This is a genomic window from Curtobacterium sp. Leaf183, from assembly GCF_001424385.1.
Taxonomy (GTDB): domain Bacteria; phylum Actinomycetota; class Actinomycetes; order Actinomycetales; family Microbacteriaceae; genus Curtobacterium.
Genome location: NZ_LMPO01000009.1, coordinates 187,965 through 206,955 on the forward strand (window position 1 = coordinate 187,965; position 18,991 = coordinate 206,955).

Annotated in this window: 19 protein-coding genes and 1 tRNA gene; 13 read left to right on the forward strand and 7 right to left on the reverse strand. The window is 71.3% G+C overall.

The features are described from left to right. The first annotated feature begins 50 nt into the window (after positions 1-50). Positions 51-833, forward strand: a complete 783-nt coding sequence (locus ASG04_RS11695) for an ABC transporter ATP-binding protein (protein ID WP_056124428.1) — start codon at positions 51-53, stop codon at positions 831-833. A gap of 108 nt (positions 834-941) precedes the next feature. Further along, positions 942-1,190 carry a type B 50S ribosomal protein L31 gene (locus tag ASG04_RS11700; protein ID WP_017887280.1) on the forward strand — a complete coding sequence of 83 codons (249 nt, stop codon included), beginning with the start codon at positions 942-944 and terminating at the stop codon, positions 1,188-1,190. Positions 1,191-1,382: 192 nt separating this feature from the next. Here the strand turns inward: ASG04_RS11700 and ASG04_RS11705 are convergent, their stop codons facing one another. Continuing rightward, entirely contained in the window at positions 1,383-2,129 is a 747-nt protein-coding gene (locus tag ASG04_RS11705; RefSeq protein ID WP_056124432.1) for a 3'-5' exonuclease, read from the reverse strand. A gap of 49 nt (positions 2,130-2,178) precedes the next feature. Next, positions 2,179-3,891: a maltose alpha-D-glucosyltransferase gene (gene treS / locus ASG04_RS11710; protein ID WP_056124435.1), complete on the reverse strand. Its 1,713-nt coding sequence runs from the start codon at positions 3,889-3,891 to the stop codon at positions 2,179-2,181. A gap of 95 nt (positions 3,892-3,986) precedes the next feature. On the opposite strand from treS, the gene ASG04_RS11715 reads away from it, so the two are divergent. Beyond that, positions 3,987-4,949, forward strand: a complete 963-nt coding sequence (locus ASG04_RS11715; RefSeq protein WP_082518078.1) for an alpha/beta fold hydrolase — start codon at positions 3,987-3,989, stop codon at positions 4,947-4,949. Between the two features lie 5 nt (positions 4,950-4,954). Next, complete coding sequence (locus ASG04_RS11720; RefSeq protein ID WP_056125730.1) at positions 4,955-6,022, forward strand: glycosyltransferase family 4 protein; 1,068 nt, start codon at positions 4,955-4,957, stop codon at positions 6,020-6,022. 52 nt (positions 6,023-6,074) lie between these two features. On the opposite strand, the gene ASG04_RS11725 is transcribed toward ASG04_RS11720, so the two are convergent. Beyond that, positions 6,075-6,833 (reverse strand): hypothetical protein, encoded by a 759-nt coding sequence (locus ASG04_RS11725; RefSeq protein ID WP_056124437.1) that lies wholly within the window; start codon positions 6,831-6,833, stop codon positions 6,075-6,077. 165 nt (positions 6,834-6,998) lie between these two features. Between ASG04_RS11725 and ASG04_RS11730 the strand changes: the two genes are divergently transcribed. Further along, complete coding sequence (locus ASG04_RS11730) at positions 6,999-7,214, forward strand: hypothetical protein (protein WP_056124441.1); 216 nt, start codon at positions 6,999-7,001, stop codon at positions 7,212-7,214. A gap of 28 nt (positions 7,215-7,242) precedes the next feature. Here the strand turns inward: ASG04_RS11730 and ASG04_RS11735 are convergent, their stop codons facing one another. Then, on the reverse strand, positions 7,243-7,881 hold the full coding sequence (locus ASG04_RS11735) for a histidine phosphatase family protein (protein ID WP_056124444.1): 639 nt from the start codon (positions 7,879-7,881) through the stop codon (positions 7,243-7,245). Positions 7,882-7,888: 7 nt separating this feature from the next. Then, complete coding sequence (locus tag ASG04_RS11740; protein WP_056125732.1) at positions 7,889-8,743, reverse strand: Sir2 family NAD-dependent protein deacetylase; 855 nt, start codon at positions 8,741-8,743, stop codon at positions 7,889-7,891. A gap of 106 nt (positions 8,744-8,849) precedes the next feature. Here ASG04_RS11740 and ASG04_RS11745 point away from each other — a divergent pair, with 106 nt between their 5' ends. Next, complete coding sequence (locus tag ASG04_RS11745) at positions 8,850-9,668, forward strand: TrmH family RNA methyltransferase (RefSeq protein WP_056124447.1); 819 nt, start codon at positions 8,850-8,852, stop codon at positions 9,666-9,668. Positions 9,669-9,782: 114 nt separating this feature from the next. Beyond that, the gene (locus ASG04_RS11750) at positions 9,783-11,015 is read left to right on the forward strand and encodes a D-alanyl-D-alanine carboxypeptidase family protein (RefSeq protein ID WP_156463646.1); all 1,233 of its coding nucleotides are present in this window, start codon (positions 9,783-9,785) and stop codon (positions 11,013-11,015) included. Positions 11,016-11,021: 6 nt separating this feature from the next. Here ASG04_RS11750 and ASG04_RS11755 read toward each other — a convergent pair whose 3' ends face one another. Then, positions 11,022-11,816, reverse strand: coding sequence for an SGNH/GDSL hydrolase family protein (locus tag ASG04_RS11755; protein WP_056124453.1), 795 nt, complete (start codon positions 11,814-11,816; stop codon positions 11,022-11,024). 23 nt (positions 11,817-11,839) lie between these two features. On the opposite strand from ASG04_RS11755, the gene ASG04_RS11760 reads away from it, so the two are divergent. The 5 genes from ASG04_RS11760 to ASG04_RS11780 all read left to right on the forward strand — a co-directional run bounded on the left by ASG04_RS11760 (position 11,840) and on the right by ASG04_RS11780 (position 17,977). Beyond that, positions 11,840-13,039, forward strand: coding sequence for an acyl-CoA dehydrogenase family protein (locus tag ASG04_RS11760; RefSeq protein ID WP_056124455.1), 1,200 nt, complete (start codon positions 11,840-11,842; stop codon positions 13,037-13,039). After that, positions 13,036-14,286: a DNA polymerase IV gene (gene dinB / locus ASG04_RS11765; RefSeq protein WP_056124459.1), complete on the forward strand. Its 1,251-nt coding sequence runs from the start codon at positions 13,036-13,038 to the stop codon at positions 14,284-14,286. Before ASG04_RS11760 ends, dinB begins: the two co-directional genes overlap by 4 nt. A 188-nt stretch (positions 14,287-14,474) precedes the next feature. Continuing rightward, on the forward strand, positions 14,475-16,283 hold the full coding sequence (locus ASG04_RS11770) for a DEAD/DEAH box helicase (RefSeq protein WP_056125734.1): 1,809 nt from the start codon (positions 14,475-14,477) through the stop codon (positions 16,281-16,283). Between the two features lie 58 nt (positions 16,284-16,341). After that, complete coding sequence (locus ASG04_RS11775; protein WP_056124463.1) at positions 16,342-16,542, forward strand: hypothetical protein; 201 nt, start codon at positions 16,342-16,344, stop codon at positions 16,540-16,542. Positions 16,543-16,651: 109 nt separating this feature from the next. Continuing rightward, positions 16,652-17,977, forward strand: coding sequence for an NAD(P)/FAD-dependent oxidoreductase (locus ASG04_RS11780; RefSeq protein ID WP_056124467.1), 1,326 nt, complete (start codon positions 16,652-16,654; stop codon positions 17,975-17,977). Positions 17,978-18,202: 225 nt separating this feature from the next. On the opposite strand, the gene ASG04_RS11785 is transcribed toward ASG04_RS11780, so the two are convergent. Beyond that, positions 18,203-18,288: transfer RNA gene (locus tag ASG04_RS11785), tRNA-Leu, on the reverse strand. Positions 18,289-18,433: 145 nt separating this feature from the next. Between ASG04_RS11785 and ASG04_RS17910 the strand changes: the two genes are divergently transcribed. Continuing rightward, positions 18,434-18,991, forward strand: a 558-nt coding sequence (locus tag ASG04_RS17910; RefSeq protein WP_235515526.1) for a M20/M25/M40 family metallo-hydrolase, incomplete at its 3' end; no start/stop codon positions are given.

The window sequence follows — 18,991 nt, forward strand, 5'->3', positions numbered from 1 at the left end:
GTCCCGGCGTGTGGGCGTTGCGGGCAGCCGCGCTCGCGTAGGGTTGGGGCATGCCCTCGGTTGTGCGCTTGTCAGACGTGTCCGTGGTCCGGAACGGGGCCACCATCCTCGACGGCATCTCGTGGGAGGTGCAGGACGACGAGCGCTGGGTCGTGCTCGGCGCGAACGGCGCCGGCAAGACCACGCTGCTGCAGGTCGCGGGGGCGCAGAGCTTCCCGACGTCCGGCGAGGTCGAGGTCCTGGGGACCGAACTCGGCGGCGCCGACCTGTTCGAGCTGCGGCCCCGGATCGGGTTCGCCTCGACCGCCCTCGCGCGTCGCATCCCGGTGACCGAGAAGGTCATCGACGTGGTCCTCACGGCGGCGTACTCGGTCACGGGTCGCTGGAACGAGGAGTACGAAGAGCTCGACGTGCGTCGCGCGCAACGGGTGCTCGACGAGTGGGGCCTCGGAGCCTTCACCGACCGGACCTTCGGCGAGCTGAGCGACGGCGAGCAGAAGCGCGTGCAGATCGCCCGGGCCGTGATGACCGACCCCGAGATCCTGTTCCTCGACGAACCGGCCGCCTCGCTCGACCTCGGCGCCCGCGAGAGCCTCGTCCGCACGCTCGGGGGCTACGCGCAGAGCTCCGACTCACCCGCGATCGTGATCGTGACGCACCACGTGGAGGAGATCCCCGAGGGCTTCACCCACGCGCTGGTCCTGGCCGACGGGCACGTCCAGGCCGCCGGACCGATCGACGAGGTCCTGACCGCCGACACCCTGACGACGGCGTTCGGGATCGACCTCACGGTCACGAAGGACGCCGGTCGGTTCACGGCGCGCGCCGCCTGAGCCTGCTCCACATCGCGCTCTCCGTCTGGTAACGTGGACGGCTGGCGTGAGCCACTGACTTCCGGGGCATCCGCCTCTCTCAACACGCAATCCACACCGAGGAATCTCATGAAGACCGACACCCACCCCGAGTACCGCGCCATCGTCTTCCGCGACCTGGCTTCCGGTGAGACGTTCCTGACGCGTTCGACCGCGAACAGCGACAAGACCATCGAGCTCGACGGTGCGACCTACCCGGTCATCGACGTCGAGATCTCGTCCGCTTCGCACCCGTTCTACACGGGCAAGCAGCGCATCCTCGACTCGGCCGGCCGCGTCGAGAAGTTCAACCAGCGCTTCAAGGGCTTCTCCAAGTAAGCAGCTCCGGCAACGCGAACGGGCGGTACTCCTCCGGGAGGGCCGCCCGTTCTGCGTTCGCAGTCGTCGCGTGCGTGTGCGGCGGCGCGGATCGGCGTCGCACAACGGAAACCGGCTCGAACCAGGGACGCGCCTGGTTCGAGCCGGTTTTCGTTGTGCCGAGCCGTTCGACACCGCGGGAACGCGGGCCGGTCAGTCGGCGGTGCGGTGGGGCCAGCGGCCGTCGGCGACGAAGGACGGGTCGCGCTTCTTGCGCATGTACTCCTGGAACGAGACCGCCTGGTCGGCGCACCACGCCACCTGCTTGCGGTGGAGTTCCTCGGCGGAGACGGTGAGGTCGTCGGGGTACTTCGCCGCGATGGCCTGCGCCACACGTCCGGCAGCGATGGCGTCGGCGCCGGCGTCGTGCGCGTCGGACAGCGTCACGCCGTACAGCTCGGCGGCCGCTTCGAGTGTGCGCTTGCCCTTGCGGTAGGTGTCGAGCGCCTTGTCCATGACGAGCGGGTCCACGACGTTGCCGATCACGGGGGAGGCGATGCCGTGACGCTTGGCCTCGCGGTCGAGCAGCGTCAGGTCGTACGGCGCGTTGTAGATCACGAGCGGGATGCCCCGGGCGAACACGGCCTCGACTGCCGCGACGATCTCGGCCACGACCTCGCCGGCCGGTCGGCCGTCGGCCTGGGCGCGCTCCGTGCTGATGCCGTGCACCGCCGAGGCCTGCTCAGGGATGGGCACCCCGGGGTCGGCGAGCCACGAGCCCTCGACGATGCTGCGACCGGTCATGTCGATCAGGCCGACGTGCGCGGTGACGATCCGGGCGGTCTCGACGTCGATGCCGGTGGTCTCGAGGTCGAACACCCCGAGCGCGTGCCACCAGGGCCGGGTCGAGAGGTCCTGCGCCGGTGCGGGCGAGTCGAGCTGTGCGGTGGGGAACGTCACGCTCGTCAGGCTAACGCGACACACCGACACGCCCCGCGCGACCCGCCTGTCAGGCGTTCGGCGCGGCGCCCACGTGCAGCCAGTAGAACGACTGCGTCCCCAGCGTCAGCGTGACTTTGCCCTCGTCGTCGAACGACGGGAACGAGCTGCCGCCGAACAGGTCGTACAGGGGACGCCCGGCGAACTGCGGCGCCGTGATCGTGGTCGTGGTCGGGTTCACGGTGAACGAGAAGACGCAGAGGACGTCCTCGGCGGAGGGCCCGAACTGGGTGCCGGAGCCCTCCCACGAGCGGACGAAGGCGAGCACGCTCTCGTTGTCGGTGTCCTGCACCGCGAGCGACCCGAGGCCGAACACCGGGTGCGCCTTCCGCACGTGGATGACGTTGCGGACCCAGTGCAACAGCGACCGGGACTGGGCGAGCTGGGCCTCGACGTTGACCTGCGCGTAGTTGTAGACGAGTGACTGCACCACGGGCAGGTAGAGCTTGCCCGGGTCAGCGGTGGAGAACCCGGCGTTGCGGTCCGGCGTCCACTGCATCGGCGTGCGCGAGGAGTCGCGGTCCGGCAGCCAGATGTTGTCGCCCATGCCAATCTCGTCGCCGTAGTACAGGAACGGCGAACCGGGCAGCGAGAACAGGAGCGCGTGGATGAGCTCGAGTTCAGCGCGGGAGTTGTCGAGCAGCGGCGCCAGACGACGGCGGATGCCGATGTTCGAGCGCATGCGCGGGTCGTAGCCGTACCAGCCGTACATGGCCTGGCGGTACTCCTCGCTGACCATCTCGAGCGTGAGCTCGTCGTGGTTGCGGAGGAACACGCCCCACGCCGCCGACGCGGGCACGTCGAGGGTCTCCGACAGGATCGCCTTGAGTTCCGACGCGTGCTGCGCGCGGAGCGAGTAGAAGATGCGCGGCATCACCGGGAAGTCGAACGCCATGTGGCACTCGGGCTCCTCGTCGGTACCGAAGAACGCGGCGGTCTCGCGGGGCCACTGGTTCGCCTCGGCGAGCAGGACGCGACCGGGGTACTCGTCGTCGACCATGAACCGGAGCTTCTTGATGAACTCGTGGGTCTCCGGCTCACCCTCGCCGTTGCCCTCCTCCGACTCGAACAGGTAGGGGATGGCGTCGAGCCGCAGTCCGTCCACGCCCAGGTCGAGCCAGTGCCGCACGACGTCGTACACGGCTTCGACGACGGCCGGGTTCTCGAAGTTCAGGTCGGGCTGGTGCGAGAAGAACCGGTGGAAGAAGAACTGCCGGCGGACCGGGTCGAACGTCCAGTTCGACTCCTCGGTGTCGACGAAGATGATGCGGATGTTGGAGTAGTCCTCGTCGGTGTCCCGCCAGACGTAGAAGTCGCCGTACGGGCCGTCCGGGTCCTCGCGGGACTGCTGGAACCACTCGTGCTGGTCCGACGTGTGGTTGATCACCATGTCGATGACGATGCGCATGTTGCGCTCGTGCGACTTCGTGACGAGCTCGCGGAAGTCGTCGAGGGTGCCGAACTCGGGCAGGATCGCCCGGTAGTCGGCGATGTCGTACCCGCCGTCGCGCATCGGCGACTTGAAGAACGGCGGGAGCCACAGTGCGTCGACGCCGAGCCACTGCAGGTAGTCGAGCTTGCCGATCACACCCTGGATGTCACCGATGCCGTCGCCGTTCGAGTCGACGAACGAGCGGATCATGCACTCGTAGAACACCGAGCGCTTGTACCACTGGGGGTCGAGGGTCAGTCCGGGCAGCTGGATCGGGGCTGTGAAGGTCAACCGTGCTCCTCGTCGAAAGTCGGCGGACCCGTGAAACGACCCGCTCCGGACACGATAGGCGGCTGCTGCCGAGTGCGTTCCATAGACTGGCGCGGATGCAACCGCCGGTCCTGTCCCCGTACTCGTCGCTGATGGCCGCGACGCCCGTCGTGCACCGCGCTGTCGAGGTCGACGGCCGCACCACGCACTTCTGGGAGTACGGCCCCCGACACGCCACGCAGACCGTCCTGGCGGTGCACGGCTTCCGCGGTGACCACCACGGACTCGAGTCGATCGCGGCCCACCTGACCGGCGTGCGGGTGATCGTCCCGGACCTGCCCGGCTTCGGCGTGTCCGACCCGCTGCCGACGTCCGACATCGACGGGTACGTCGGTTGGTTGCGTGGGTTCCACGGGGCGCTCCGTCTCGACCGGACGGCCGTCGTCCTCGGGCACTCGTTCGGCTCGATCGTGGTGTCCGCCGCCGTCGCCGCCGGGCTCGACACCCGGCTGCTCGTCCTGGTCAACCCGATCGCCGCACCCGCACTGCAGGGTCCCCGCGCCGTCGGCACCGGCATCGCGATCGCCTACTACCGCGCCGGGGCCGCCCTGCCGCGGCCGATCGGTCTCGGGATCCTGCGGAACCGCGGCATCGTCCGGGCGATGAGCGTCGCGATGCTGAAGTCGCACGACCCGGCGATGCGCCGATGGGTGCACGACCAGCACGACCGGTACTTCTCGGCGTTCGCGAACCGCACGAGCGTGCTCGAGGCCTTCCGCACGTCGGTCACCCACGACGTCTCCGAGTACGCCGACCGGATCCGCGTGCCCGTGCTGCTGATCGCGGCCGAGCGTGACGACATCACCGCGCTGCCGGAACAGCGCGCCCTGGCCGCGCGGCTCCACGACGCCGAGCTCGTCGTCGTGCCGGACGTCGGGCACCTGGTGCACTACGAGACGCCCGCCGCCGCTGCCCAGGCGACCCTGCGCCGGATGGCCGACCCTGTCCGGAAGGCACCGCGCCCTGCCAAGCCGGGTCGGGCCTCCAGGACGAAGCCGACCCAGGGCGAGGGATCGTGACGCGCCTGCGGATCGGGATCGACTGCCGGTACGTCCGGATCGGCCGGCACGACGGCATCAGCAGGTTCACCGCGGGCGTCGTCGCCCACCTGCCGGACCGGCACGACGTCGTGCTGCTGGTCAGCGACGAGCGCCAGCGTGAGTCCCTGCCGGCGGAGCTTCCCTGGGAGCTGATCCCGGCGCCGACCGAGCCGGGGGAGCCGCTGGTGGCGCGGCACGTGAACCGTCTGGGCCTCGACGCGGTGTTCTCGCCCATGCAGACCATGGGGTCGCGCGGACGCCGCTACGCGCTCGTGCTGACGCTCCACGACCTGATCTACTACCGCAACCGCACGCCCCCGCGCGAGTTCTCCTGGCCGATCCGGCTCGGTTGGCGCGCATTCCACCTGGCGTGGTGGCCGCAGCGCATGCTGCTGAACGGCGCCGACGGGGTCGTCACCGTCTCGGAGACCACCGCCGGGCTGATCGCCGAGCACCGGCTGACGCGGCGGCCGGTCACCGTCGCGTACAACGCCGCCGACCCGGCGGCGGTGCGTCCTGCCGACGGGCCGCGCGAGCGGTCGTTGGTCTACATGGGGTCGTTCATGCCCTACAAGAACGTCGAGACGCTCGCGGCGGCGCTGCCGCTCCTCGGCGCGGACTGGACCCTGCACTGCATGTCGCGCGTGTCGGACGCCGACCGGGCGCGTCTCGACGCCCTGGCACCGGGGGCGGTCGTGTTCCACGACGGAGCCTCGGACCAGGAGTACCTCGACACGCTCCGATCAGCGACCGCGCTGGTGACGGCGTCGTACGACGAGGGCTTCGGCATCCCGCTGGTCGAGTCGATGGGCGTCGGCACGCCGGTGGCGGTCAGCGACGTCCCGATCTTCCGCGAGATCGGCGGCGACGTCGCCGAGTACTTCGACCCGTCGTCGCCGTCGGCGGTCGCCGCGGCGGTGCGCCGACTGGAGGCCCGGTGGGCGTCCGCCTCGGCGGCGTCGGTCACACAGGCGGCCCGGTTCCGGTGGGCGGACTCGGCCGAGCGCGTGCTGCAGGCGGTCGAGCGGGCGGTCGCGGACCGAGCGCGCTGACCGCGTCTCGCCGACCGCGCGCGCTGACGCGGCCCGCGGGCTGGCGGGCCGGTCAGCTCTTCGCCGCGGTGACCTGGATCTCGGCGGCGGGGAACACCCGGTGGACCGCGTCGGTCACCTGCGCCCGGACGGCTTCGACGTCGACGCCGGTCGGGCCGGCGACGACCGTGACGCGCTGGTCGGTGGGCTCATCGGCGCGTCCGGTGTCGCTCGCCACCCACACGCATCGCACCTGCTGGACGCCGGCGGTGCCGGCGACCGTCTGCGCGACGGACAGCCGCTGCTCGGTGCGTTCCCGCGACCGCGACACGCCCACGTCGGCGGTGCCCAGGTCGAGGACCGCCCAGATGGTGACGCCGTTGCCGCTCGTCGCCGCGGCCGACGCGCTGAGCTGGTCGACCAGTGCCGTCTGCGCTGCCGGGTCGACAGTCGTCTCAGCGCTCACCCGGGCCGTGACGTCGTAGCTGGCGAACGAGGTCTTCGTCGGTTCGTCGGCGCTGGCCGCGGTGACGTGGTCCATGGTCTGGGCCTGGGTGACGAACCGGTCGCCCGCGGCCTGCGGGCGAGGGAACACTCCGCCGACGCCGTTCTGCACGCCACCGACGATCATGCCGAGCGCCACGACGATGACGAGGGCGACGACGACGAGTCCGACCAGCAGGAGCGACCACGACCGCACGCGCTGCGGAGTCGTGCGGACCGGGACCGACGCCGTGTCCGGGCCGAACGCACGCCCGAGGTCGTCGTCCTCGTCCTCCTGGGCGAGCCAGTCGCGGTGGCGGCCGTGCTCGCCGGGTCCCTCAGTGGTCATCCCGCCCCTTCCGCGCCGGAGCCGCGTGCCGGTCCCGGTGCAGGGGATGCTAGTCCGGCCCGCGACGTCGATCGCCCTGCTCGCGACAACGATCCGGCAACGACCCGTCCAGCGGTAGCGTGGGGGACCGGCGGTGCACAGCTGCCGGTTTGAGCAGGGGGTGCCATGTCCGTCTGGTTGACGGTGTCGATCGTGTTCGTGCTCGTCGTCGGGGTCGCCCTGGTCGTGGCGCTGTCGGCATCGCGTCGGGCGAAGCGGCTGCAGCACCTCGGGGACCCACTGGCTCCTCGCACCGACGAGGGCGGGCACGCGGAGCGCACGGCCCAGGCGCAGGGTGCACGACCGGACGGCGCCACGGGGTTCCCGGGCGGACCGTCCTGATCGACGGGACCGCCGGTCGCGACGGCGGTCAGCTGCGGCGCTCGAGCGGGTTCTGGTAGTCGAAGGCGTATTTGCCGGGAGCGTCCGAGACGTCCTCGATCGGGTCGTCGAACTCCACGAGTTCGGCGTGGAATCGCTCAGGGTCCCAGCGGAACGAGTGCACCGACCCGTTGCGGATCGGTGTGTGCACACGGTCTGCCGTGCCCGGTGCCGCCGCGTTGACGACGCTGCGGATGACGGCGCCGTGCGTGGCCACGACGACCACGCCGCCGTCGAAGCGGATCGCGATCTCGCCGAGCGTCTCCGTGACGCGAGCCAGCAGCGCCGAGCGGGACTCGCGTCCGGGGATGACGTCGTCCGGGTACTGCGCCAGGACCTGGTCGTCGGTGAGTCCCTCGGCGTCGCCGTACGAGCGCTCGGCGAGGCCCGGGTACGCGGCCGGCTCGGGCAGTCCCAGGCGGGCGGCGATGATCGCGCCGGTCTCGGCAGCCCGGGACAACGGCGACGCCACGACCGCGTCGAAGCGGCGTCGTGCCAGCAGCTCGGCGGTGGCGGCGGCCTGCGCCCGGCCGGTGTTGTTGAGCGGGATGTCGGTCGAGCCCTGGATGCGGCGTTGCGCGTTCCAGTCGGTCTCGCCGTGCCGGACGAGGTACAGGTGGGTCGTCACACGTCGATCATCGCAGAACGAGCCGGTCGGCCAGTTCCTGCAGTGTCTCGGTCGTGCCGGCGTCGATCTTGACCGCGGCGCGCCGGTCACTGCGGGTCGCGCCGCGGTTCACGATGACGACGGGGTGCTTGCGGCGTGCGGCGTGGTCGACCAGGCGGACGCCGGAGTTGACGGTGAGCGAGGACCCCACGACGAGCAGGGCGTCGGCATCGGCCACGAGCGAGACGGACTCGGCGAACTTCTCGGTGGGCACGAACTCGCCGAAGAACACCACGTCGGGCTTGAGGACGCCGCCGCACACCGAGCACGCCGGCACGACGAAGCGCTCGACGTCGGTGATCTCGACGTCGCCGTCGGGCTGGAGCACCACCGAGCCGGGTTCGTCGATCCAGGGGTTGAGCGTGTCGAGCGTGGTGGCGAGGTCGGCCCGCGCGAAGACCTGTCCGCAGGTCAGACACAGCGCGCGGTCGGTCGACCCGTGGATCTCGACGACCCGCCGCGACCCGGCGCGCAGGTGCAGCCCGTCGACGTTCTGCGTGACGATGCCCGTGACGACCCCGGCGCGTTCGAGTGCTGCGAGGGCGTGGTGCCCGGCGTTCGGTGCGGCGGCCGCGAAGGTCCGGTACCCCAGGTGCGAGCCGGCCCAGTACCGCTGCCGTTTGGCGGGGTCGGCGCGGAACTCCTGGAACGTCATCGGCTTGCGCACCACACGGCCCGCGCCGCGGTAGTCCGGGATGCCGGAGTCGGTGCTCAGCCCGGCGCCGGAGAGCACCGCGATGCGCTTGCCCGCGAGCAGCTCGGCGACCCGGTCGAGGTCGTCAGCCGTCTCGGTCGCACCGCTCGTCGCGTCGCTCGTCACCATCGGGTCCACGGTACCCTCAACAGCCGACCGTCCCCGCCCCTTCCCGCGCCGCCGGCACGGGACCGGCTCGCCGCCGGGGCGCGGACACGACCAGGAACCGAGCCCCGTGCACACCGTCCGCATCGACACCCTCGACGATCCCCGCCTCGACGACTTCCAGCGGCTGACCGACGTCGCCCTCCGGCGGGTCACCGAACCCGAGGGCGGGCTGTACATCGCCGAGTCCAACACCGTGATCGAGCGCGCGGTGCGGGCCGGACACGTTCCCCGCAGCGTCCTGGTGCAGGAGAAGTGGCTGGACGACGTGCTGCCGCTCGTCGCGGACCACGACGGGCCGGTCTTCGTCGGCCCCGACGCCCTGCTCGAGGAGCTCACCGGGTTCCGGATGCACCGCGGTGCGATCGCGTCGATGCAGCGTCCCAAGCTGCCGAGCGTCGCCGAGGTCGTCCGTGACGCGCGACTGGTCGTGGTGCTCGAGGACATCGTCGACCACACCAACGTCGGAGCCGTCTTCCGCAGTGTCGCCGGGCTCGGGGCGGACGCCGTGCTCGTGAGCCCGCGGTGCGCCGACCCGCTGTACCGGCGGAGTGTCCGGGTGAGCATGGGGACGGTCCTGCAGGTCCCGTGGACGCGCATCGGTGACTGGCCCGACGCGGGCGAGGAACTCCGCGCCGCGGGCTTCCACCTGGCGGCGATGGCGCTGACCGACCGATCGGTCGACCTGGACGCGTTCGCCCGGGACGTCCCGGAACGGGTCGCGCTCGTGATGGGCACCGAGGGGCAGGGGCTGACGCCGGCCGCGATCGCCGCCGCCGACACCACCGTGCGCATCCCCATGCACCACGGGGTCGACTCGCTCAACGTGGCCGCGGCGAGCGCCGTCGGACTGTGGGCGGTCGCCGCGGCCCAGCGCGCGTTGCGCTAGCCGGCGATCGCGCGTCCCGGTCGTCCGTCCACACCCTGGAGGCGCGGAGCGGCTTCTCCACAGACCGGCGGTTCCCCAGATGGCCGGTACCGCCCCCCGGTACGCTCGGGTGTCGTGTCACGAGTCGTCCGCCGCCCCCGTTCCGCCGTCCGCCGGCCGGTGACCATCTCGGTCGTCGCGGTCCTGCTGCTGGCGATCGGGTACCTGGTCGCCGCGGCGCTCGTGCCGTTCTCGCCGGCGAGCGCCTCGACCACGTCGTACGCGGCGCCCACCGCGACCCTGCCGGCGCTGTCCTTCCCGTCCTACGGGGCCACTGCGGTCGAGGCCACTGACTTCCCGGAGAGCCTCCGCACCGGTGGGGACACCAAGCCCCGGTCGATCGCGAGCATCTCGAAGGTCGTCACGGCGCTGGTCGTGCTCGACGCCAAGCCGCTCGCACGGGGACAGGCCGGCCCGACGATCGCGTTCACCCCGGAGATGCAGGGGCTGTACGCCAAGTACCTCGCGGTGAACGGCGAGGTCGCGCCGATGCCTGCCGGGTTGCAGCTGTCCGAGTACCAGACGCTGCAGGTCATGCTCATGAAGTCGGCGAACAACTACGCCGGCTCCCTCGCCATCTGGGCGTTCGGGTCACTCGACGCCTACCAGAAGGCGGCGGCGACCTGGCTCGACGACCACGGGCTCGACGACACCACGATCCACGAGCCGACCGGCCTCGACGCCGGCAACACCTCGACCGCGACGGACCTGGTCGACCTCGGGCAGCTCGCGCTCGCGAACCCCGTGGTGAAGGAGGTCGTCGGCACCAAGACCGTGACGGTGCCGAACGTCGGCGACATCGAGAACTCGAACAAGCTGCTCGGGATCGACGGCGTCGAGGGCATCAAGACCGGCACCCTCGACGAAGCCGGGGCGTGCCTGCTCTTCGCCGCGACCTACGAGCGGGGCGGCCGCACGGTCACGGTGATCGGCGCGATGCTCGGCGGGGTGGACCACGACGCACTCGACTCGGACGTGCAGCGGCTGCTCCACTCGGTCGCCGACAACTTCCACGTGGTGACGCTGACCCACGCGGGACAGTCCTTCGGCACGTACTCCACCCCGTGGAAGGACGAGACCGACGCGGTCAGTGCCAAGGCCTCCGAGGTGCTCGTCTGGGGGCGGACCTCCGTGCGGGCGAAGGCGCAGCTCGACTCGGTGACGCTCGGGACGAAGGGCGAGCGCGTGGGTCGGGTCCGGTTCACGATCACCGACCACGCGCCGGTCTCGGTGCCGCTGGTGCTCGAGCAGGCGATCCCCGACCCGGGCATCTGGTGGCGGTGGACCAACCCGTTCGAGGGCGCCTGAGCTGCCCTACCGGCCGTCGCGCGCCCCGGTGCCGATCTGCTCGAGGTGCGGGCGCTTCGCGGTGATGCCGTCACCGGACGACGTGTGCCTGATCCTGCGGACCACCCACGGCACCAGGTACTCCCTGGCCCAGCCGAGGTCCTCGGCGCGGGCTTCGCGCCACGGGCGGGCGGCCAGGGGTTCGGGCGTCGAGGGCGCCAGTTCGTGGTCGACGCCGAGCGTGTCCAGCACGGCGGCGGCGATCGTGGCGTGTCCGACAGGGGAGTGGTGCAGTCGGTCCGGGGCCCACATCCGCGGGTCCCGCAGCCCGCGGATCGCCCACATGTCGGCGACCATCGCGCCGTGCTTCAGGGCGATGGCGTGCAGGTGCTCGTTGTAGATCGCCGCCTTGCCGCGCACCATCCCGAGCACCGGCGTCATGCCGACGTCCGGCCCGGTGAACAGCGCGACGTCGGCCCCGTCACGCCGCAGGTCGGCCATCATCCGGTCGAACCGCGATGCCACCTCGTCCGGGTCGGAGCCGGGGCGGATGATGTCGTTCCCGCCGGCGGACACCGTGATCAGATCGGGGTGCAGCGCGAGCGCGTCCTCGACCTGCTCGTCGATGACCTGCTGCAGCAGCCGACCGCGGACGGCCAGGTTGGCGTAGGCGAAGTCGTCGGTCCGGCTCGCCAGGAACGCAGCGACGCGGTCGGCCCACCCGCGGTTGCCGCCCGGTGCTGTGGGGTCGGGGTCGCCGAGTCCCTCGGTGAACGAGTCACCGATCGCGACGTACCTGGACCACGGATGACGATCTGACACCCTCCCGAACGTAGTCTCGTGCCATGACCCAGGCCAACCCCGCGACGAGCACGAAGCGTCGCCCCTGGACGGTTCCCGAGGACCTGCTCGCCCGGATCGCCGAGCGGGCACCCCGGTACGACGCGGAGAACGCGTTCCCGTTCGAGGACCTCGACGAACTCCGCGCGGCGGGGTACCTGCGGATCGGTGTCCCGATCGCGGACGGCGGCAGCGGGCTCGGGCTCCGGGCGACCGCGGCCGTGCAGCGCACGCTCGCCCAGGCCGCGCCGGCGACCGCGCTGGCCCTCGGCATGCACCAGACCTGGGTGCAGGCGGCCCGCAGCGCGTCCGCCCGGGGCGAGTCGTTCCTCCAGTCCGTCACGGACCACGCCGCGGCGGACCGGTTGCTGGCCTTCGGGGTCAGCGAGCCCGGCAACGACCGCGTGCTCTTCGACTCGACGACGACGGCGCAGCCGGACGGCGCGGGCGGTTTCCGGTTCACGGGCACGAAGGTCTCGACGTCGCTCGCACCAGCGTGGGACGTGCTGAGCGTGTTCGGCAAGGACACGTCGGGGTCCGAGCCGCGGCTCGTGCACGGGTTCGCACTGCGCTCGGACGGGGGCATCCGGCACCTGGACGACTGGGACACCCTCGGCATGCGGGCGACGCAGAGCCGGACGACGCTGCTCGAGGGCGTCCACGTCCCCGCAGAGCGCATCGTCCGGTCGCTGCCGGTCGGTCCGACCGCCGATCCGCTCGTGTTCGGGGTATTCGCCGCGTTCGAGCTGCTCGTGGCGTCGGTGTACGTCGGGATCGCGTCGCGGGCCGTCGAGCTCACCGTGCAGTCCGTGCAGCAGCGGCGGTCGATGGACGGTGTGCCGCGGAGTGACGACCCGGACGTGCGTCGCGCGGTCGCGGACATGCGGGGAGCGGTGGACGCCGTGGCGCTGCAGGTCGACGCGCTCGCCCGTGACGTCGACGAGCTCGAGGACCACGGGCGGCGTTGGTTCCCGCTGCTGGTCGGGACGAAGGCCCGCACCGTCGACACCGCGCAGCACGTCGTCGACGAGGCCATGCGGGTCGTGGGCGGCAGTGCCTTCCGCGCCGACGCCGAGCTCGCGCGGCTGGCACGGGACGTCCGGGCGGGGCAGTACCACCCGTCGTCCCGCGACTCGGCGGCACGGACGATCGCGAACGACGCGCTCGGACCGGTGTCGGTGGCCCCTGGCACCATCGCCTCGTGAGCAAGCAGGACGGCAGCAACCGACTCGTCTCCGACCAGCCGGTCGCCGACGTCTCGGCGACGGTGCTGCACGTCGACATGGACGCCTTCTTCGCGTCGGTCGAGCTGCTCGACCGCCCCGACCTGGTCGGACTGCCGGTGATCGTCGGCCACGACTCCGACCGCTCGGTCGTCACCGCTGCCACGTACGAAGCCCGCAGGTACGGCGTGAACTCCGCCATGCCGATGGCCGTCGCCAAGCGGCGCTGCCCGAACGCCGTCATCGTCGAGCCGCACTTCGAGAAGTACCAGGCGAAGTCCCGAGCGGTGATGCAGGTCTTCGACCGGTTCACGCCCCGGGTGGAGCGGCTCGGCATCGACGAGGCCTTCCTCGACGTCGCCGGTGCCGTCCGGCTGTACGGCACGCCGTGGCAGATCGGACAGGCCATCCGCCGCGCGGTGTTCGAGGAGACCGGCCTGCACTGCTCGGTGGGTGCAGCCTCGACCAAGTTCGTCGCGAAGCTCGCGTCCAGCCGGGCGAAACCGGCAGGGCTGCTCGTCGTGCCGGCGGCCGACACGGTCGCGTTCCTGCACCCGCAGCCGGTGTCCGCACTCTGGGGAGTCGGGGGCAAGACACAAGAGGTGCTCGAACGTCGGGGCATCCGCACCGTCGGCGACCTCGCGACCACACCGCTCGAGTCGCTCGTCCACGCGATCGGTCCGGCGGGCGGACATCGCCTGCACGACCTGTCCTGGGGCCGCGACCCGCGCGTGGTGGACACCGCGGTCGGCGAGAAGTCGATCGGGCACGAGGTCACCTTCGGCACCGACCTGACCGAGCGCGACGCCGTCGCGCGGGAACTCCTCCGTCTGGCCGAGAAGGTCGCGGTGCGCATGCGTCGGGCCGAGGTCCAGGGCCGTACGATCGCGCTCAAGGTCCGGTACACCGACTTCACCACGCTGACCCGGTCCCGCACCCTCGCCGAACCGACCGACGTCGCCCGTCGGATCCACCGAGAAGCCGTCGAGCTCTACGACGTGCTGCACCGACCGGGCAACCGCATCCGGCTCATCGGTGTCCGCGGCGAGAACCTCGTGCCGACCGCCGCCAGCAACGCCCTCTGGGACGACGACGCGCCGTGGCGTGAGACCGAGACCACCGTCGACGCGGTGACCGCCCGGTTCGGCGCCGGCGTGCTGCGTCCAGCATCGCTGGTCCGTGGCACGCCCGAGCAGCGCCCGCCCCACGCCCGGCAGGACATCGGGTGACGGTAGAATCGCCCGAAGTGAGCGCAGCGGAGTACGAACAGCAGCAGACCGCCGCAGCCGACACGGCGGCGGTCGGTCCGGTCGACACCACCGGGAACGCGGCCCGACCGGGCCGGGTGTCCGCCGAGCTGGCGCCGGCCGAGCCGGCACCCGCCGAGCTGGCACCGGCCGAGCTCGCGCCGGCCGAGCTGGCGGAGATCGCGGGCAACGCGGCGGCCGAGCACCTGTCGCCGGCGTTCCCCGACCGTGCGGCATGGGGAACCGCGTCGAAGCTCCGTGCATGGCAGGTCGAAGCGCTGACCAAGTACTTCGAGACCGAGCCCCGTGACTTCCTCGCCGCGGCGACGCCCGGCGCCGGCAAGACCACCTTCGCGCTCCGGCTCGCGACCGAGCTGCTGGCCAGGGGGACGGTCGACCGCCTCGTCGTCGTCGCGCCGACCGAGCACCTGAAGCGCCAGTGGGCCGACGCCGCCGACCGGGTCTCGATCCGCATCGACCCGATGTTCAAGAACGGTGACGGCATGTTCGGCCGGCACTACCAGGGCGTGGCGGTCACCTACGCCCAGGTCGGCATGAACCCCGACGTCCTCAGGCGGATCACCGAGGGCGGCCGCACCCTCGTCGTCCTCGACGAGGTCCACCACGGCGGCGACGCGCTGACCTGGGGCGACGGCATCAGAGAGGCGTTCAACGGCGCCACACGACGGCTCTCGCTGTCGGGCACACCGTTCCGCTCGGACACCGCGCCCATCCCGTTCGTCCAGTACGCCATGGACGAGCAGGGCATCCGCACCTCCGTGTCCGACTACAACTACGGCTACGGCCGAGCCCTCGTCGACGGCGTCGTCCGGCCGGTGCTGTTCATGGCGTACGCCGGGCAGATGCGCTGGAAGACCCGGATGGGCGACGAGATGTCGGCGTCCCTCGGCGAGCAGGTCACGAAGGACATCACCGCCCAGGCCTGGCGCACGGCGCTGTCGCCCGAGGGCGAGTGGATGCCGGCGGTCCTCTCCGCCGCCGACACGCGCCTGACCGAGGTGCGCCGCGGGGTCCCCGACGCCGGCGGCCTGGTCATCGCGACCGACGCGTCCACCGCCCGCGCCTACGCCCGGATCCTGCAGCGGATCACGGGGGAGCGGCCGACCGTGGTCCTCTCGGACGAGGCCGCCGCGTCGAGCCGCATCGGCGCCTTCGCCGCCGACACCTCGCGGTGGATGGTCGCGGTGCGGATGGTCTCCGAGGGCGTCGACGTCCCACGGCTGTGCGTCGGGGTCTACGCCACCAGTGCCAGCACGCCGCTGTTCTTCACCCAGGTCATCGGGCGGTTCGTCCGGGCCCGTCGTCGCGGCGAGACCGCGTCGGTGTTCCTGCCGAGCGTGCCGGGGCTGATGGCCCTCGCCGCCACGCTCGAGCTCGAACGCGACCACGCGCTCGACCGCCCGAAGGACGCCGACGACGGGATGTACAACCCCGAGGACGCGATGGTCGCCGAGGCCAACAAGGAAGACCGCGCCTCGGAGAGCCTGCTCGACGTGCAGCCGTTCGAGGCCCTCGACTCGCAGGCCTCGTTCGACCGGGTGCTCTACGACGGTGGCGAGTTCGGCACCGGCGGCGAGATCGGGTCCCTCGAAGAGCTCGACTTCATCGGGATCCCCGGGCTGCTCGAACCCGACCAGGTCCGCGACCTGCTCCGGTCCCGGCAGGCGACCCAGGCGAAACGGTCCAAGGGCCGCGCGGTCAAGGACGGACTGCCCTCGTCGAGCGGGGCGGCCAAGGCTCCCGAGCCCGACCGGCCGATGTACCTGACCATCAAGGAACAGCGCTCCGAACTCCAGCGCCTCGTGTCGATCTGGTCGCGGCACGCGAACGAACCGCACGGGGCCATCCACGCCGAACTCCGGCGGATCAGCGGGGGACCGGCCGTCGCCCAGGCGAGCATCGAACAGATCCAGAAGCGGATCGACATCCTGCGGTCCCGCATCGGCGGCCGGCGATGACGGTGCCGGTGCCGGTGCCAGTGCTGGTGATGGTGTCGCGCCCGGCGCGGGTGGCAGCGTGATCGTCCCCGTCGACGACCGCACGTGGCACGTCAAGCGCACCGTCGACTCGTCGCCCGAGGCCATCATCGACCGGTTCGGCGGCGGGTACCGCCTGCGGCGCTTCAGCCTGGTCGAGTCCCGACGGACGCCGCACGGGGTCTTCATGGGCGTCGACCTCGCCGAGACCGCGTGGTGGCGGCTGCGCGACGGACGCTGACCCTTCCCACCCTGCAGTTCAGACGACAGGTGTCGTTGATCTGCACCGGATCTGGCAGATGTGCGCGGCGGACATGACGCGCTGAGGGTTGATCGAGTAGACCAGACCCATGGCAGATTCGATCCCTCACGTCCTCGTCCTCGGTGGCGGCTCCGCTGGTTACGCGACCGTCAAGCAGCTGCAGAAGCACGCCGCGACGGTGCCGATGCGCATCACCCTGGTCGACCAGAACACGTACTACACGTACCTGCCGTTCCTGCCCGAGGTGGCCGGCGGCCACATCAACCCGAAGGACGTCACCGTCGAGCTCCGTCGTGCGCTCCGGAAGACGCGCGTCATCCAGGGCAAGGTGACCGGGATCTCGTCGGCAGACAAGACCGTCGCGATCGCCACGGCCGGCGGCGACGACCGCACGCTCGGGTACGACCAGCTCGTGGTCGCCCTCGGCTCGGTCACGCGCACGTTCCCGACCCCCGGTCTCGAGGAGGTCGGCGTCGGCTTCAAGACCGTCGAAGAGGCGGCCTACGTCCGCGCCAAGCTCCTCGACAACATCGCGAAGGCCGCGGCCACGCGTGACGAGGACGAGCGTCGTCGACTGCTCACCAGCATCTTCGTCGGCGGTGGCTACACCGGCGTCGAGGCGATCGGCGAGCTCTTCGACGTCTCGCAGGCCGCGATCAAGACCTACCCGTCGCTCGCCGGCGAGCAGCCCCGCTGGGTCCTCATCGACGCGCTCGACCGCGTCGCGCCCGAGGTCGGCCCGGAGCTGTCGAAGTGGACGCTCGAGTCCCTGCGCGCACGTGGCATCGACGTGCGTCTGAAGACCACCATGCCGAGCTGCGAGGGTGGCGTCGTCAAGCTCTCCGACGGCGACGAGTTCGCCACCGGGCTGCTCGTGTGGACCGCCGGCGTGAAGCCGAACCCGCTGCTCGACGCGTCCGACCTGCCGCGCGGACCGAAGGGGCACCTCGCGGCCAACGCGAAGCTCCAGGTCGAGGCCGAGGACACCCACGAGGTCGTCGCCGGCGTCTGGGGCCTCGGCGACGTCGCGCAGGTCCCCGACCTGACCGCCGAGAAGCAGCCGGCCTTCTACCCGCCGAACGCGCAGAACGCCGTCCGCCAGGCCGTCGTGGCCGCGGACAACGTGGTCGCGACGATCACGGGCAAGCCCCTCGAGGAGTACCGCCACGTCTCCGTGGGCACGGTCGCCTCGTACGGCGTGGCCAAGGGTGCCGCCAACATCAAGGGCATCAAGATGACGAATCTGTTCGCGTGGCTCGCGCACCGCTCGTACCACGTGTACGCGATGCCGACGCTCAACCGCAAGGCGCGCATCGTCATCGGCTGGATCACCGGCGCGGTCTCCGGCCGCGACGCGACCTCGCTGATCAAGGAGACCGACCCGCGTCGCTCCTTCGTCGACGCGGCGAAGTAGGCACCACCGCGCAGACGGACGGGAGGCCCGGTGCCAGCTGGCACCGGGCCTCCCGTCCGTCATGTGGTCGCGTCCTGTGCCGGTGGTGCGACACCGTCGATGTCGTACGACGTCGGGGATGTCGCGCGGTCGGCGGAACGGCCGCATCCACTGTTCGAATCCGGGCGCGCAAAAACGAATGGCCCACCCGAAGGTGAGCCATTCGCCGCGTGTCTCAACACTGCGTGTCCGAAGGGGGACTTGAACCCCCACGCCCTAATACGGGCACTAGCACCTCAAGCTAGCGCGTCTACCAATTCCGCCATCCGGACAGATGTTCTTCACTTGTGGGCTGGAACAACGGGTTTCCCCGGCGTTGCTGCCGGAGAAGACCTTAGCACGGGACTGAACGGTGGTTGAACACGGGCGGACATCCCGGGCGCGTCCGGCGTCACGGGTGCCCGGTAGCGTTGCAGCATGACGACGGACCCCGGACTCGAGCCGACCACGACCGACCTCGAAGCCACCGCGGCCATCGCGCGCGACCTCATCCGCATCGACACGAGCAACTGGGGGAACGGCCGGTCCTCGGGAGAGACCGAGGCCGCGCACTACGTCGAAGCGGAGCTCCGCGGACTCGGTCTGACCCCGCAGCTGTTCGAGTCCGAACCCGACCGGGTCAGCGTCGTCGCGCGCGTCCCCGGACGGAACCCCGACAAGCCCGCGCTGGTGGTGCACGGCCACCTCGACGTGGTCCCCGCCGACCCGGCGAACTGGAGCGTCGACCCCTTCGGCGGTGACGTCCGCGACGGCATGCTCTGGGGCCGCGGCGCCGTCGACATGAAGAACATGGACGCGATGATGCTGACGGCACTGGGCGACGTCATCGCCGCGCAGGGCGCCCCGGACCGGGACCTCGTCATCGCGTACTTCGCCGACGAGGAAGCCGGGGGAGTCCTCGGCTCCCACCACGTCGTCGAGCAGCATCCCGAGGTCTTCGCGGGCGCGACGGCGGCCATCAGCGAGGTCGGCGGG